Here is a 15,387-nt window from a genome sequence, read left to right on the forward strand (position 1 = left end):
TCACGCCTCCTTCGGGTCGACGGGGGCGGAGGGACGGCGGCGGGAGGCCCGCAGCGGGGGCCGCACGCCGAGCCGGCGGGGGTCCAGACCGGACCACGGGTGACCGGAGGCGAAGAACTTCCGGCGGGCGAGGAGCGTCATGAGCGGCTTGGTGAAGAAGAAGACCACGACGATGTCCAGGAGCGTGGTCAGGCCGAGGGTGAACGCGAAGCCCTGCACCTTGCCGACGGTGACGACGAAGAGCACCGCGGCGGCGAGGAAGGAGACGAAGTCCGACACGAGGATGGTGCGGCGGGCGCGGGGCCAGCCGCGCTCGACGGCCGGCCGCAGGGTGCGTCCCTCACGGATCTCGTCGCGGATGCGCTCGAAGTACACGATGAACGAGTCGGCGGTGATGCCGATGGCCACGATGGCGCCGCAGACGGCCGGCAGGTTCAGCGCGAAGCCGATGGCCGGGCCGAGCAGAACCATGATCGTGTAGGTGAGGACGGCGGAGCACGCGAGGCTCGCCAGGGCCACCAGGGCCAGGCCGCGGTAGTACGCCACCAGGTAGATCACGACGAGACCGAGGCCGATGGCGCCGGCGATGAGGCCGGCCCGCAGCTGCTCGCCGCCGAGCGCGGCGGTCACGGTGGTCTCGGTGACCACGTCGAAGGAGAGCGGCAGGGCACCGTAGGACAGCACGTTGGCCAGGTCCTGGGCGCCCTGCTGGTCGAAGCCGCCGGAGATCTCGGCCTGGCCGCCGCCGATGGAGGTGCTGACGGACGGGTCGGAGACGACCTCGCCGTCGAGGACGATGGCGAACTGGTTCTGCGGCGACTGCTTGGCCGCCAGCTTGCCGGTGACGTCGGCGAACTTCTTGGCGCCCTCGGAGTTGAACTTCAGCTGGACGAGCCAGCCCTTGCCGCCCTGGCTGTCGAAGACGGCGCTGGCCTTGTCGACCGCGGTGCCCTCGACGGCCACGGGGCCGAGGATCTCCTTGACCGAACCGTCCTTGCGGCAGGCCACGACCGGGTCCTCGGCACGGGCGGAGGCGGCGGCCTCGTTGGCCTGGGCACGGCCCTGGGGGGTGGAGCAGTCCAGGGCGTCGAGCTTCTTCTGCAGCGCCGCCATGTCGGTGCCGCCGGAGGCGGACGGGGCGGGCGACGGCGACTGGCCGTCCTTCTTCGCCTCGTCCTTCTTCGGGTCCGTGCTGCCGTTCTTGCCGTCGGACACCGAGGCGGTGGCGCGCGGGGAGGGGGTGCCGTCGGCCTTGAGGGCGTCGCTGACGGCGCGGCCCTGCTGGCCCGTGCTCGCGGACGGCGCCGCGGAGCCGGAGGGCTTCACGCTCTCCTTGGACTTGCCGTCCTTGTCACCGGACTTGTCGTCGGGCTTGTCCGACGCCTTGTCCTTGTCGCCCTTGTCCTTGTCGCCGGCCTTGCCGGAGGCACTGGGCGCGGGCTCGGGCGTCTTCACCCCGGCGGTGGCGGTCAGCACCGGCCGGAAGCCCAGCTTGGCGGTGGTGCCCACCTGCTTGCGGGCCTGCTTCGCGTTCGTCCCCCGAGGGATGTTCACGATGATGTGGTTGCTGCCCTGCGTCTGGACCTCGGCCTCCGAGACGCCGAGACCATTGACACGGCTGTCGATGATGCCGACGGCCGTGTTCATGTTGGTCTCGTTGATCGCGTTGGGCTTGCCGGGCTCGTTCTTGGCCTCCAGCGTGAAGCTCGTGCCTCCCGCGAGGTCGATGCCCAGCCGCGGCGTCGTGTGCCCGGAGGCGAACATCCCCCCGGTGAGCGCCACCATGGCGATCAGGATGAGCGCCAGGACCCGGCCCGGCCTCCCCTGGCCGCCCGGGGACCTACGGCCCTTCTTCGGTGCTGCCACCTTGTCGTTTCTCCCTGTCCAACCGCCCGGCGTCGGGTGTTCGCCGGGCGGCCACGAAGTGTTGTGGGGACCTGCCCCCGCCGGAGCCTAGACCGTAACGGAACCGCGGTGCACCGCTCGGTGGGTGCTCCGCGGTTCCGGAAGGGGGCTACTTCGCGTCGGCGCTGCCGTCCGGCTTCTCGCCCTTCGCGTCGTCCTTCGCGTCCTTCGTCCCCGGGCCCGCCTCGTCGGCGTCCTTCTTGCCCAGGTCGATCTTCTTCTCGGACGCCTCGGCCGGCTCGCCGGACCCCGTCTCGGTGCGCGCCTCGGCGTCCCCGGTCAGAGCGGAGGCGTCGTCGGGCACGGCCGGCAGGTCCTCGGGCTCCAGGCCGTGGACGATGCGGTTGTACTCGGCGTCCTCCAGGACCGCGCCGATCGCGTTCTTCGCGTAGACGGCGTGCACGCCGGGGGCGACCTCGAGGAGCACCGTGTCCTCGCCGAGCTCCTTGACGGTGGCGTACATGCCGCCGATCGTCCGGACACCGGTGCCGGGCTGCATCTGGTCGCGCATCTGCGCTGCCTGGCGCTGCTTGTTCTTCGCCGACCGGGTCATCAGGAACATGGCCCCGATAAGCACGATGAACGGCAGGAGACTCACGATATTCACGGGACGGGGTTTCCTTCACACGACCGCTTGGGGGCGCGGCCTGGTCTACGGGGGTGGTATGCCGCACCGGTACGGACGGCATCGGCGGAGTCTAAGCGAGTCCGCACTCACGGAACAACGCCCAGCATGGCACCGCGGTTCCCGGCCGGACCAGCCCCCGCGCCGTCGCGCCCGCCATCACTCGGCGAAGAGTCCCGGCTGGCCGGAGGCCGTGGGCGGGGTGAGCCCCAGGTGGGCCCAGGCCGCCGGGGTGGCCACCCGGCCGCGGGGCGTCCGGGCCAGCAGGCCCTCGCGCACCAGGAACGGCTCGGCGACCTCCTCCACGGTCTCCCGCTCCTCCCCCACCGCCACGGCCAGCGTCGACAGGCCCACCGGACCGCCGCCAAAGAGCGTGAGCAGCGCGGTGAGCACGGCGCGGTCCAGCCGGTCCAGGCCGCGCGCGTCCACCTCGTACACCTCCAGCGCCCGCGCCGCGACCTCCCGGGTGATCACGCCGTCCGCCCGGACCTGCGCGTAGTCGCGGACGCGGCGCAGCAGACGGTTGGCGATACGGGGCGTGCCACGGGAGCGGCCGGCGATCTCGGCGGCGCCCTGGTCCGCTATGTCGACCTCCAGCAGACGGGCGGAGCGGTGGATGACGCGCTCCAGCTCGGCCGGGCTGTAGAACTCCATGTGCCCGGTGAAGCCGAAGCGGTCGCGCAGCGGCGGCGGCAGCAGGCCGGCCCGCGTGGTGGCGCCGACGAGCGTGAACGGCGGCAGCTCCAGGGGGATGGCGGTGGCGCCGGGCCCCTTGCCGACGACGACGTCGACGCGGAAGTCCTCCATCGCCATGTAGAGCATCTCCTCGGCGGGCCGCGACATGCGGTGGATCTCGTCGAGGAAGAGGACCTCGCCCTCGGCGAGGGACGACAGGATCGCGGCGAGGTCGCCGGCGTGCTGGATGGCGGGGCCGGAGGTGATGCGGATGGGCGCGCCCATCTCCGCCGCGATGATCATCGACAGGGTGGTCTTGCCGAGGCCCGGGGCGCCGGAGAGCAGGACGTGGTCGGCGGTCGCGCCGCGGGCGCGGGCGGCCTTGAGGACGAGGTCGAGCTGGGTACGGACGCGCTCCTGGCCGACGAACTCGCCGAGGTCCTTGGGGCGGAGGGCGGCTTCGACGGCCCGGTCCTCGCCGTCTGCGGCGGGGCCGACCACGCGGGTGGGGTTCGTTGACTCGTCGTCCCAGTTCACGGGTGCGTTGTCCTCACGGGTTGGTGTGACGTGCGGGTGCGGTGGGGGTCGCGGCGCGGGAGGGGGCCCCGGCCCCGCCTTCAACCTCCCCCAGCTACCGCTGGGAGGTGCCCCCACCGCTACCGCGGCGGTGTCCTCAAACGCCGGACGGGCTTGATGGGGCGGAGCCCCCGAACGGGCACATCTCAGCGTGCGCGGTTCAGCGACTGCAGCGCGGCGCGCAACAGCTGGCCCACCTGGGGCGTGCCCTCCGTCGCCTCCGCCTGTGGCGTCACCGCCGCCACCGCCTCGTCCGCCTCGCGTGCCGCGTACCCCAGGCCCACCAGCGCCGCGTGGAGCTGGTCCCGCCAGCCGGGGGCGCCGGCCGGCGCCGGCGCGGGGGCCGCGCCGCGCAGGGGTTCGCCCAGCCGGTCCTTCAGCTCCAGCAGGAGCTTCTGCGCGCCCTTCTTGCCGATGCCCGGCACCGCCGTCAGCGCCTTCTCGTCGCCCGCGGCGAACGCGCGCCGCAGCCCGTCCGGGCTGTGCACCGCCAGCATGGCCTGGGCCAGCCGCGGCCCGACCCCGCTCGCGGTCTGGAGCAGCTCGAACGTCTGGCGTTCGTCGTCGTCGGCGAAGCCGTACAGCGTCAGCGAGTCCTCGCGGACCACCAGCGACGTGGCGAGCCGGGCGGGCTCGCCGACGCGCAGCCGGGCGAGCGTGGCCGGCGTGCACTGCACGGCCATGCCCACGCCGCCGACCTCGACGACGGCGGCATCGGGGGCGAGGGCCGCGACCGGCCCGGAGACGAAGGCGATCATCGGGTGCCCTTCGGGAGTTGTACGGAGGCGGCCAGCTGCTGCAGGCGGTTCACCGCCGGGGACCGCCAGATGTGGCAGATGGCCAGGGCCAGGGCGTCGGCGGCGTCGGCGGGTTTCGGGGGCGCGTCGAGCCGCAGCAGCCGGGTGACCATGGCGCCGACCTGGTCCTTGCCGGCCCGGCCGGAGCCGGTGACGGCGGCCTTGACCTCGCTGGGGGTGTGCAGGGCGACGGGCAGTCCGCGCCGGGCGGCGCACAGCATGGCGACGGCGCTGGCCTGGGCGGTGCCCATGACCGTCCGTACGTTGTGCTGGCTGAAGACGCGCTCGACGGCCACGTACTCCGGCCGGTGCTCGTCGAGCCACTGCTCGATGCCGCGCTCGATGAGGACGAGGCGCTCGGCGACGGGCGCCTCGGCGGGGGTGCGGACCACGCCGACGCCGACCATGTGCAGCGGCCGGCCGGCCGTGCCCTCCACCACGCCGACGCCGCACCGGGTCAGCCCCGGGTCCACGCCCAGCACCCGCATGACGCCCCCTCCTCCAGTCACCCGTGTCATCTGCCCCGGCAGGTTATCGGCCACCACTGACAACGCCGGACAAGCACGACGGGCCGGCGGGATGCTCCCGCCGGCCCGTCGTGGTGGCCGTTGTCAGCCGACCTTCTCCATGACCTCGTCGGAGACGTCGAAGTTGGCGTAGACGTTCTGCACGTCGTCGCTGTCCTCGAGCGCGTCGATCAGCTTGAAGATCTTCTTCGCGCCCTCCTCGTCCAGCTGCACCTGCATGGTGGGGACGAAGTTGGCATCGGCCGAGTCGTAGTCGATGCCGGCCTCCTGGAGGGCGGTGCGCACCGCGACCAGGTCGGTGGCCTCGCTGATGACCTCGAAGTTCTCGCCGAGGTCGTTGACCTCCTCGGCACCGGCGTCCAGGACGGCGCCGAGCACGTCGTCCTCGGTCAGCTCGCCCTTGGGGACGATGATGACGCCCTTGCGGTTGAACAGGTAGGACACCGAGCCCGGGTCGGCCATCGAGCCGCCGTTGCGGGTCATGGCGACGCGGACGTCACCGGCGGCGCGGTTGCGGTTGTCGGTGAGGCACTCGATGAGCACGGCGACGCCGTTGGGGCCGTAGCCCTCGTACATGATCGTCTCGTAGTCGGCGCCACCGGCCTCGAGACCGCCACCACGCTTGATCGCGGAGTCGATGTTCTTGTTCGGGACCGACTGCTTCTTCGCCTTCTGGACGGCGTCGTACAGCGTCGGGTTGCCGTCCAGGTCGACGCCGCCCATCCGGGCCGCAACCTCGATGTTCTTGATGAGCTTCGCGAAGAGCTTGCCGCGCTTGGCGTCGATCACGGCCTTCTTGTGCTTCGTCGTAGCCCATTTAGAGTGGCCGGACATCTCGCCTGTCTCCTTCGCGTAACCCATTCCGGAACGAACGACTGAGATCCTACCGGGATCTCAGGACCGCCCCGCGCGCACCATCTCCACGAACAGGGCGTGCACCCGGTGGTCGCCGGTCAGCTCGGGATGGAAGGACGTGGCCAGCACATTCCCCTGGCGCACGGCGACGGTGTGACCGTCGTGGGTGGCGAGCACCTCGACCGCGCCGCCGACCGACTCGACCCAGGGGGCGCGGATGAAGACGCCCTCGACGGGGCCGCCTTCGACGCCCGCCATGTCGATCGTGGCCTCGAAGGACTCGTTCTGCCGGCCGAAGGCGTTGCGGCGCACGATCATGTCGATGCCGCCGAGCGTCTCCTGGTCCTCGCGGCCGTCCAGGATCTTGTCGGCCAGCATGATCATGCCGGCGCAGGTGCCGTAGACGGGCATGCCGGCGCGGACGCGCTCGCGCAGCGGCTCCAGCATGCCGAAGATCACGGCGAGCTTGGACATGGTGGTGGACTCGCCGCCCGGGATGACCAGGCCGTCGACCTCGGCCAGCTCCTCGGGCCGGCGCACCGGCCGGGCCAGGGCGTCGGCGGTGGCCAGGGCCGCCAGGTGCTCGCGGACGTCGCCCTGGAGGGCGAGGACGCCGATGGTGGGGGTGGACACGGGTGGGACCTCTCGGACGGGAAGCTGACAGGAGCGGGGAGCGGGGGAGCAAACACGCCCGCCGGGCGGCCGCGGGGCGCGGCCGCCCGGCGGGACGGGGCTCACGGTGACCGGCGGGGCCGGTCCGTCGTCACCAGCCGCGCTGGGCGTAGCGCTCGGACTCGGGCAGGGTGTCGCAGTTGATGCCGACCATGGCCTCGCCCAGGTTGCGGGAGGCGTCCGCGATGACCTTCGGGTCGTCGTAGAAGGTGGTGGCCTTGACGATCGCGGCGGCGCGCTTGACCGGGTCGCCGGACTTGAAGATGCCGGAGCCGACGAAGACGCCCTCGGCGCCCAGCTGGCGCATCAGCGCGGCGTCGGCCGGGGTGGCCACACCGCCGGCGGAGAACAGCACGACCGGCAGCTTGCCGAGCTCGGCGACCTCCTTGACCAGCTCGTACGGGGCGCGCAGCTCCTTGGCGGCGGCGTACAGCTCGTGGTTGTCGAAGCCGCGCAGCTTGGCGATCTCGTTCTTGATCTGGCGCAGGTGGCGGACGGCCTCGACGACGTTGCCGGTGCCGGCCTCGCCCTTGGAGCGGATCATGGCCGCGCCCTCGGCGATGCGGCGCAGGGCCTCGCCGAGGTTGGTGGCGCCGCAGACGAAGGGGGTGGTGAACGCCCACTTGTCGGAGTGGTTGACCTCGTCGGCCGGGGTGAGGACCTCGGACTCGTCGATGTAGTCCACACCGAGGGACTGCAGGACCTGGGCCTCGACGAAGTGGCCGATGCGGGACTTGGCCATGACGGGGATGGAGACCGCGTCGATGATGCCCTCGATCATGTCCGGGTCGGACATGCGGGCCACGCCGCCGTCCTTGCGGATGTCGGCGGGGACGCGCTCCAGGGCCATCACCGCGACCGCGCCGGCGTCCTCGGCGATCTTCGCCTGCTCGGGGGTGACGACGTCCATGATCACGCCGCCCTTGAGCTGCTCGGCCATGCCGCGCTTCACACGGGCGGTGCCGGTCTCCGGCTGGGGCGCGACGGACGACGTGCTGGGGGTGGACACGATGTGACCTCACTCATCAGGGGGTGGTGATCCTGCGAAGCCATCAAAACCAGGCCGCACCCCCCGGAAAAAGAGCCAATTCGAGGTCAGTGGCCTGTTCGCTCCGCCAGCGGCACCGGCGGCTCGTCGTCCATCTCGAACGCCAGGGGGAACGGCGCGTGCCCGGCCAGCCGGAACCAGCGCACCGTACGGTGCCGGCGCAGGGCCCGCGCGGCCCGCACCGCATCGTTGTGGAACCGCCGCGCCATGGGCACGCGGCGCACCGCCTCCGTCAGCTCGGCCAGCGACTCCTCACCGCCCGGCGCCTCCCGCACCGCCTCCACCTGCGGCGCCTCGGCGAACACGGCACGCAGTGCCTGGCTCAGCTCGCTCTCGGCGACCTCGCGGTGCTCCTCCTCGGCCTGCCGGGCCGCGTGCGCGGCCTGGTACAGCACCATCGAGGCGGCCGGGTCGAGGACCCCGGCGGTGCCCAGCTCCTGGGTGACGGAGGCCCGGCGCAGCAGCTGCGCGTCGAGCGCGGCACGGGCGGCGTCGATGCGGGTGTGCAGGCGGTCGAGGCGGCCGGCGGTCCAGCTGAGGTAGACGCCTACGGCGACGAGGACGACGACGATCCAGATGAGGGTGGTCACGCGCGATCACGTTACCGTTCGCCCGCCGCCGGGCCCGGCCGGTCCCGGTCAGTCCCCCGACGGGCTCGGCTTCAGCCGGGCCCACAGCCCCGTGCGCTCGTCGGTGGCCACCGACGCCGCGCCGTCCGTCACCGTCTCGTACACCGCCAGGATGTCCGCGCCCACCGTCGACCAGTCGAAGCGCCGGACGTGGCGGCTGCCCCGCTCGCTCAGTTCCTTGCGGCGCTCCGGGTCGCCCAGCAGCCGGAGCGCCGCCCCGGCCAGCGCGTCCGCGTCCTCGTTGGCGAACAGCTCCCCGGCCGCGCCCCGGTCCAGCACCTGCGCGAACGCGTCGAGGTCGCTGGCCAGCACCGGGGCGCCCGCCGACATGGCCTCGACCAGGATGATGCCGAACGACTCGCCGCCGGTGTTCGGGGCCACGTACACGTCGACGCTGCGCAGCAGCCGTGCCTTGTCCTCGTCGCTCACCATGCCGAGGAACTCCACCCGGCCCCGCATCTCCGGCGGCAGGCCCGCGACGGCCTCCTGCTCGTCGCCGCGGCCGGCGACCAGCAGCCGGGTGCCCGGCCGCTCGGCCAGGATGCGCGGCAGGGCCCGCATCAGCACCGGCAGCCCCTTGCGCGGCTCGTCGATGCGGCCGATGAAGCCGATGGTGCCGCCCTGCCACTCCGGCTTCGGTTCGGCGCCGGCGAAGAAGCCGACGTCCACGCCGTTGGGGATGACGACGGCGTCGCCGCCCAGGTGCTCCACGAGCGTGCGGCGCGCGTACTCGCTCACCGCGATGCGCGCGCTGATCTTCTCCAGCGCCGGCTGGAGGATCGGGTACGCGGCGATCATGGCGCGGGAGCGCGGGTTGGAGGTGTGGAACGTGGCGACGATCGGCCCCTGCGCCGCCCAGCAGGCCAGCAGGCCCAGCGACGGCGAGGTCGGCTCGTGGATGTGGATGACGTCGAAGTCGCCGTCGTGCAGCCAGCGGCGCACCCGGGCGGCGGAGAGGAAGCCGAAGTTGAGGCGGGCCACCGAGCCGTTGTAGGGGACGGGCACGGCGCGCCCCGCGGACACGACGAACGGCGGCAGCGGCGTGTCGTCGTCCGCGGGGGCCAGCACGGACACCTCGTGGCCCCCGCGCAGCAGGTGCTCGGCCAGGTCGCGGATGTGGAACTGCACGCCGCCGGGGACGTCCCAGGAGTACGGGCAGACGATGCCGATCCTCACTGCTGCTCCCCTTCCCCCTGCTTCCCCTGTTCCCCTTGCTCGCCGTGCTTGCCGTTCTTCCCGAGGTCGGCGAGCCAGAGCCGCTGGAGCATGTGCCAGTCCTCCGGGTGCTCGGCGATGCCGGCGGCGAAGGCGTCGGCCAGCTGCTGCGTCATGGCCGCGACCTGTTCCGGCCGGGTGCCGCCGGAGGGCGCCCGCACCGGCTCGTGCACCCGCGCCCGCATCCGTGCGCCCTCGTACCAGAGGGTGACCGGCAGCAGGTCCGCGCCGGTGCGCAGGGCCAGCATGGCGGGGCCGGCGGGCATCTTTGCGGTCTCGCCGAAGAAGCCGACCTCGACCCCGGAGTCGGACAGGTCGCGGTCGGCGACCAGGCAGACCAGGCCGCCGGTGCGCAGCCGGCGGGCCAGCGTGCCGAAGGCGCTGCCGCCGGTGTGCGGCACGACCTCCATGCCCAGGCCCTCGCGGTAGGCGACGAACCGGTCGAAGAGCGTCTCGGGCTTCAGCCGCTCGGCGACGGTGGTGAAGGGCACCCCCAGGTGGGTGGTGACCCAGGCGCCGGCCAGGTCGTAGTTGGCCATGTGCGGCAGCGCCAGCACGACGCCGCGGCCGGACGCCAGGCTGTCCTTGAGCCGGTCGGCACCGTCGACGGTGACGTCGCGCGCTATGCGCTCGGGCGTCCACACCGGCAGCCGGAACGACTCCATCCAGTAGCGCATGTACGAGCGCAGACAGGCCCGGGAGACACGGGCGAGCCGCTCGGGCGGCGCACCGGGCAGCACCCGGGCGAGGTTGGCCTCCAGCCGCAGGACGCCCGCGCCGCGCCGCTTCCAGGCGATGTCGGCGATCCGCCGGCCGAGGCCGGCGGCCACGGGCTCGGGCAGCTTCTTGACGGCCGCCCAGCCCAGCCCGTACAGGGCGTCCGTCAGCCGGTCCCTCACGCGCCCTCTCCCCCGCCGGCCGCCGCGGCGGCCTCCGCCTCGGCCGACTCGCGACGCACCGTCACCACGCGCTGGATCAGCGTGACCAGGCTGCCGACGGCCACGATCCACAGGGCCACGGGCAGCAGCACCTGGATGTGCGGCACGCCGAACGTGTGCAGGCCCGACAGGCCGCACGCGACCAGCGAGACGACCAGCCGTTCGGCGCGCTCGACCAGGCCGTTGACGGCCACGGGCAGCCCGATGCTCTCGCCGCGCGCCTTCGTGTACGACACGACCTGACCGCTGGCCAGGCAGAAGATGGCCACCGCGCACAGCATGTCGTCGTTGCCGCCGCCCGCGTACCACAGGGCCAGGCCGCCGAAGATCGCCGAGTCGGCCACCCGGTCGAGCGTGGAGTCCAGGAAGGCGCCCCAGCGGCTGGACCGGCCCAGCTGACGGGCCATGTTGCCGTCGACCAGGTCGGAGAAGACGAACAGCGTGATGACGACCGTGCCCCAGAAGAACTCGCCCCGGGGGTAGAAGACCAGCGCGCCCGTGACCACTCCACCGGTGCCGATGAGGGTCACCGCGTCGGGGCTGACGCCCAGCCGGATGAGCAGGGCGGCGAACGGCGTGAGAACACGCGTGAAGAAAGCACGCGCGTACTTGTTCAGCATGGCCTTCCCGTAAGGGTCGAAAGCGGGCCGGGTGGTCGGAAGGCCACCGGCTGGCCCATCGTAGCCAGGCCGCCCGGGCGGCCCGCGCACGCGTCACCCGAGGGGCAGCCGCCACCGGTCACGCGCCCGGTCGCGCGGAGGTGCGGGCGCGCGGGGTGTACGGGAACGTGTGCCATGTATGGACGCAGGGTGACCACGGTGGAAAGCTCGAAGGACCGCAGGTGTCGACCGGGAGGCGAGACACATGGGCGAGAAGACGAGTACGCACCCAGGGGCCGCCGGCAGGGCCGTCACGGCCGACCGGCCCGGGGCGATCCGGAACGTGGCCCTGGTCGGCCACACCGGGTCCGGCAAGACCACGCTGGTGGAGGCGCTGGCGCTGGCCACGGGCGCGGTGACCCGGGCCGGCCGGGTCGAGGACGGCGCGACGGTCTCCGACCACGACGAGATCGAACACCGCCAGCAACGCTCGGTCCAGCTGTCACTGGTGCCCGTCGAATGGGCCGGCATCAAGATCAACCTACTCGACACCCCCGGGTACGCCGACTTCCTGGGGGAGCTGAGGGCCGGTCTGCGCGCCGCGGACGCGGCCCTCTTCGTCGTCTCGGCGGCAGAGGGCACCGAGGGCGTCACCGGCGCCACCCGCGTGCTGTGGGACGAGTGCGCGGCCGTGGGCATGCCCCGCGCCATCGTCCTCACCCACCTGGAGACCGCCCGCGCCGGCTTCGAGGAGATGACCGAGACCTGCCGGGCCGCCTTCGGCGGCGACTCGGCCGAGAACGTGCTCCCCCTCTACCTGCCGCTGCACGGCCCCGAGGGCCCCGACGGGCACCGCCCCGTCACCGGCCTCGCCGGCCTCCTCAGCGGCCGCGTCTTCGACTACTCCGGCGGCACCCGCACCGAGTCCGCACCCGACGCGGACCAGCTGCCGCTGATCGAGGAGGCCCGCAACCGGCTCATCGAGGGCATCATCGCCGAGAGCGAGGACGAGACCCTCATGGACCGCTACCTCGGCGGCGAGGAGATCGACGTCAAAACACTCATCGAGGACCTGGAACGCGCCGTCGCCCGCGGCAGCTTCCACCCCGTCCTGGCCGCCGCCCCCGCCACCGACGGCTCCCGCCAGGGCCTGGGCACCGTCGAACTCCTCGAACTGATCACCGGCGGCTTCCCCAGCCCCACCGAACGCGAGGCCCCCGCCGTCACCACCCCCGACGGCCGGCCCCGCCCCGCCCTCACCTGCGACCCCGACGGCCCGCTCGCCGCCGAGGTCGTCAAGACCGCCTCCGACCCCTACGTCGGCCGCGTCTCCCTCGTCCGCGTCTTCTCCGGCACCCTCCGCCCCGACGAGACCGTCCACGTCTCCGGACACGGCCTGGAGGACCGCGGCCACGAGGCCCACGACGTCGACGAACGCGTCGGCGCCCTCTCCTCCCCCTTCGGCAAACAGCAGCGCCAGCTCGCCCAGGCCGTCGCCGGCGACATCGCCTGCGTCGCCAAACTCACCCGCGCCGAGACCGGCGACACCCTCTCCGGCAAGAACGACCCGCTCCTGATGGAGCCCTGGCTGATGCCCGACCCGCTCCTCCCGGTGGCCATCGAGGCACACAGCAAGGCCGACGAGGACAAGCTCTCCCACGGCCTCGCCCGGCTCGTCGCCGAGGACCCCACCATGCGGCTCGAACAGAATCCCGGCACCCACCAGGTGGTGCTGTGGTGCCTCGGCGAGGCCCACCGCGACGTCGCCCTGGAACGCCTGCGCACCCGCTACGGCGTCCAGGTCGACGTCGTCCCGCACAAGGTGTCGCTGCGCGAGACCTTCGCCGGCCGCGCCACCGGCCGCGGCCGGCACGTCAAGCAGTCCGGCGGCCACGGCCAGTACGCCATCTGCGAGATCGAGGTCGAACCGCTCCCCGAGGGCTCCGGCATCGAATTCGTCGACAAGGTCGTGGGCGGCGCCGTGCCCCGCCAGTTCATCCCCTCCGTCGAGAAGGGCGTACGCGCCCAGGCCGCCCGCGGCATCGCCGCCGGACACCCCCTCGTCGACATCCGCGTCACCCTCGTCGACGGCAAGGCCCACTCCGTCGACTCCTCCGACGCCGCCTTCCAGACCGCCGGCGCCCTCGCCCTGCGCGAAGCCGCCGCCGAAGCCCGCATCCACCTCCTCGAACCCGTCGCCGACGTCCAGGTCCTCGTCCCCGACGACTACGTCGGCCCCGTCATGAGCGACCTCTCCGGCCGCCGCGGCCGCGTCGTCGGCACCGAACAGTCCGGCAGCGGCCGCACCCTCGTCCGCGCCGAAGTACCCGAGATCGAGATCGGCCGCTACGCCGTCGACCTGCGCTCCCTCTCGCACGGCACCGGCCGCTTCAGCCGCCGCTACCTCCGGCACGAACCCATGCCGCCCCAGATCGCCGACCGCGTCCGCGAAGAAGCCCCCAACGGCGGCTAGTTCCCCTGTACCACCACAAACGGCACATACGACCGTCCGCCCCAACTCACTTGCGGCGGACGGCCGTCCGTTCTCCCCCATCTCCACCCCCGCCACCGCCACGCCCCGTTACGCTGAGCACGCGGCCCATGACACAGTCGGGAGGGCAGCAGTCGGAAACAGCCGGCGCACCGGACCGCGCAGGCGTGGGGGGCAGCAGTGGCAGGAGACGCGTACGACTTCACCCCGGGGGCACAGGTACCCGTCGCCGGAGGCGCCGGACAGACCGCGGCCACCCAGGCCCTGGCCTCCGCCGCCTACCGCGACGGCCCCGTCGACGAACTCCTCAAGGCCAACTCCGACTGGGCCACCTCCGAGGTCAAGAAACCCCGCATCTCCCTCTTCGAACCCAACCTCGGCGAAGCCTTCGCCCGCGCCGTCCAGACCCGCATGCTCGGCAGCGGCCGCAAACCCCTCATCCAGTCCTTCGGCCTCGAACCCCAGGTCATCGTCGAACACTGCCTGGCCGCCAACCGCATCCGCCGCGAACGCGACGCCCGGCTCACCCTCATCACCGTCCTGTGCGGCCTGCTCTTCCTGCCCGGCCTGCTCCTCTGGCTCGGCGCCTTCCAGCTGCGCCGCAGCCTCGCCGGCGCCCAGGACAAACGCGCCGGCGCCATGGGCACCCTCCTGATGGTCGTCCTCGGCGGCCTCGTCGTCCTCTTCCTCGTCAAAATGCCCTTCGGCGGCCTCCTCGGCCTCTACCTGCGCGCCATGGTCGTCGTCCCCGCCATCGGCGGCCTGCTCGCCAAGACCGTCTGCGAACGCACCGCCAAGGACCTCCGGGAACGCTGGACCGGCCTCCTCGAAGGCGGCGGCGTCCCCGCCCGCATCCCCGAGGCCGTCCCCCGCACCCCCGGCGAGAACGCCGCCGAACAACTCCGCCAGAACCTCGAGCGCATCTCCGCCGAACAACGCAGCAACGTCGTCTTCTACGCCGGCCCCAAGGGCATACTCGGCATGGGCACCCGCTGGGGCAGCTGGCAGCTCGCCGAGGAACTCCACCCCGCCGAACCCGGCAAGGACATCGCCCCCTTCCGCAGCTGGGACATCGTCCGCGCCGTCCACGACCGCCTCCAGCTCCTCGAACGCACCCCCGTCAACACCGGCGGCCTCACCCCGCCCCAGGTCGAACACTGGGTCGTCGTCCCCGTCGGCGAAGGCGCCGGCGCCGTCTCCCGCCCCGGCGGCACCGACGCCGCCTTCCGCATCAGCGGCGCCCAGCTCCAGGAGATCTGCGACAAACAGCACTTCGGCAGCGGCGACCGCCACTACCTCGGCGTCCAGTTCGTCCTCTGGGACGGCCAGCTCGTCATCACCCTGCTCGTCAACGTCACCGTCCTGCACAAGACCCTGCGCATCGAGGTCACCGGCCACGCCCTCGGCCCCACCCACTCCGTCTTCAACGCCAAGCCGAAGAGCCGCACCAAGACCTTCCGCAAGGGCCTGAAGTTCTGGGAGACCTGGACCCGCACCCTCCCCGTCGTCGAACCCCGCGAAGTCGTCCGCCTCGCCGCCCGCGCCCCCCTCACCTGGTACCCCCCGCTCCTCGAGTACTGGGGCGGCAAACTCGTCCTCCCCGAGCCCTTCGGACTGCGCCACGCCTGGGCCGACAAGCCCTGGCGGCACCGCTTCATGGCCGACGACGCCCTGCGCGCCGCCACGCCCGTCCTGCGCGTCGTCCACGAGGCCACCCTCAAGGTCCTCAAGGACCACGGCGTCGACACCGAACGCTTCGAGAGCCGCGCCGGCAACCTCAGCGGCGCCATCCAGGACCCGACCCCCCGCCAGGCCGACGTCTACAACGCCTGAGC

Annotated in this window: 14 protein-coding genes; 2 read left to right on the forward strand and 12 right to left on the reverse strand. The window is 72.6% G+C overall.

The window, feature by feature from the left end; genetic code table 11:
• The 12 genes from secD to pgsA all read right to left on the reverse strand — a co-directional run bounded on the left by secD (position 1) and on the right by pgsA (position 11,082).
• Positions 1-1,866, reverse strand: coding sequence for a protein translocase subunit SecD (gene secD / locus IE305_RS10285; RefSeq protein WP_190129201.1), 1,866 nt, complete (start codon positions 1,864-1,866; stop codon positions 1-3).
• A gap of 148 nt (positions 1,867-2,014) precedes the next feature.
• Complete coding sequence (gene yajC, locus IE305_RS10290; RefSeq protein WP_190129202.1) at positions 2,015-2,512, reverse strand: preprotein translocase subunit YajC; 498 nt, start codon at positions 2,510-2,512, stop codon at positions 2,015-2,017.
• A gap of 177 nt (positions 2,513-2,689) precedes the next feature.
• On the reverse strand, positions 2,690-3,742 hold the full coding sequence (gene ruvB, locus IE305_RS10295) for a Holliday junction branch migration DNA helicase RuvB (RefSeq protein ID WP_190129203.1): 1,053 nt from the start codon (positions 3,740-3,742) through the stop codon (positions 2,690-2,692).
• Between the two features lie 185 nt (positions 3,743-3,927).
• Positions 3,928-4,539, reverse strand: a complete 612-nt coding sequence (gene ruvA, locus IE305_RS10300) for a Holliday junction branch migration protein RuvA (protein ID WP_190129204.1) — start codon at positions 4,537-4,539, stop codon at positions 3,928-3,930.
• Positions 4,536-5,066 carry a crossover junction endodeoxyribonuclease RuvC gene (ruvC, locus tag IE305_RS10305; RefSeq protein ID WP_190129205.1) on the reverse strand — a complete coding sequence of 177 codons (531 nt, stop codon included), beginning with the start codon at positions 5,064-5,066 and terminating at the stop codon, positions 4,536-4,538. The genes ruvA and ruvC overlap by 4 nt, the downstream gene beginning before the upstream one ends.
• A 123-nt stretch (positions 5,067-5,189) precedes the next feature.
• A complete protein-coding gene (locus IE305_RS10310) occupies positions 5,190-5,939 on the reverse strand; it encodes a YebC/PmpR family DNA-binding transcriptional regulator (RefSeq protein WP_190129206.1) in 750 nt (249 codons plus the stop codon).
• A gap of 60 nt (positions 5,940-5,999) precedes the next feature.
• Positions 6,000-6,593 (reverse strand): pyridoxal 5'-phosphate synthase glutaminase subunit PdxT, encoded by a 594-nt coding sequence (gene pdxT / locus IE305_RS10315; RefSeq protein WP_190129207.1) that lies wholly within the window; start codon positions 6,591-6,593, stop codon positions 6,000-6,002.
• A 130-nt stretch (positions 6,594-6,723) separates the two neighbouring features.
• Entirely contained in the window at positions 6,724-7,641 is a 918-nt protein-coding gene (gene pdxS, locus IE305_RS10320; RefSeq protein ID WP_373311563.1) for a pyridoxal 5'-phosphate synthase lyase subunit PdxS, read from the reverse strand.
• An 86-nt stretch (positions 7,642-7,727) separates the two neighbouring features.
• A complete protein-coding gene (locus tag IE305_RS10325) occupies positions 7,728-8,270 on the reverse strand; it encodes a hypothetical protein (protein WP_190129208.1) in 543 nt (180 codons plus the stop codon).
• Positions 8,271-8,318: 48 nt separating this feature from the next.
• On the reverse strand, positions 8,319-9,485 hold the full coding sequence (locus IE305_RS10330; RefSeq protein ID WP_190129209.1) for a glycosyltransferase family 4 protein: 1,167 nt from the start codon (positions 9,483-9,485) through the stop codon (positions 8,319-8,321).
• Positions 9,482-10,423: a phosphatidylinositol mannoside acyltransferase gene (locus IE305_RS10335; protein ID WP_190129210.1), complete on the reverse strand. Its 942-nt coding sequence runs from the start codon at positions 10,421-10,423 to the stop codon at positions 9,482-9,484. The genes IE305_RS10330 and IE305_RS10335 overlap by 4 nt, the downstream gene beginning before the upstream one ends.
• Complete coding sequence (pgsA, locus tag IE305_RS10340) at positions 10,420-11,082, reverse strand: phosphatidylinositol phosphate synthase (RefSeq protein WP_190129211.1); 663 nt, start codon at positions 11,080-11,082, stop codon at positions 10,420-10,422. Before pgsA ends, IE305_RS10335 begins: the two co-directional genes overlap by 4 nt.
• 244 nt (positions 11,083-11,326) lie before the next feature.
• On the opposite strand from pgsA, the gene IE305_RS10345 reads away from it, so the two are divergent.
• Both IE305_RS10345 and IE305_RS10350 read left to right on the forward strand, forming a co-directional pair.
• Complete coding sequence (locus tag IE305_RS10345; protein WP_190129212.1) at positions 11,327-13,534, forward strand: elongation factor G-like protein EF-G2; 2,208 nt, start codon at positions 11,327-11,329, stop codon at positions 13,532-13,534.
• Between the two features lie 198 nt (positions 13,535-13,732).
• Positions 13,733-15,385 (forward strand): AbeC-like domain-containing protein, encoded by a 1,653-nt coding sequence (locus IE305_RS10350; protein WP_190129213.1) that lies wholly within the window; start codon positions 13,733-13,735, stop codon positions 15,383-15,385.
• The last annotated feature ends 2 nt before the right edge of the window (positions 15,386-15,387 follow it).

The sequence above is a fragment of the Streptomyces mashuensis genome (assembly GCF_014654785.1).
Taxonomy (GTDB): Bacteria; Actinomycetota; Actinomycetes; order Streptomycetales; family Streptomycetaceae; genus Streptomyces; species Streptomyces mashuensis.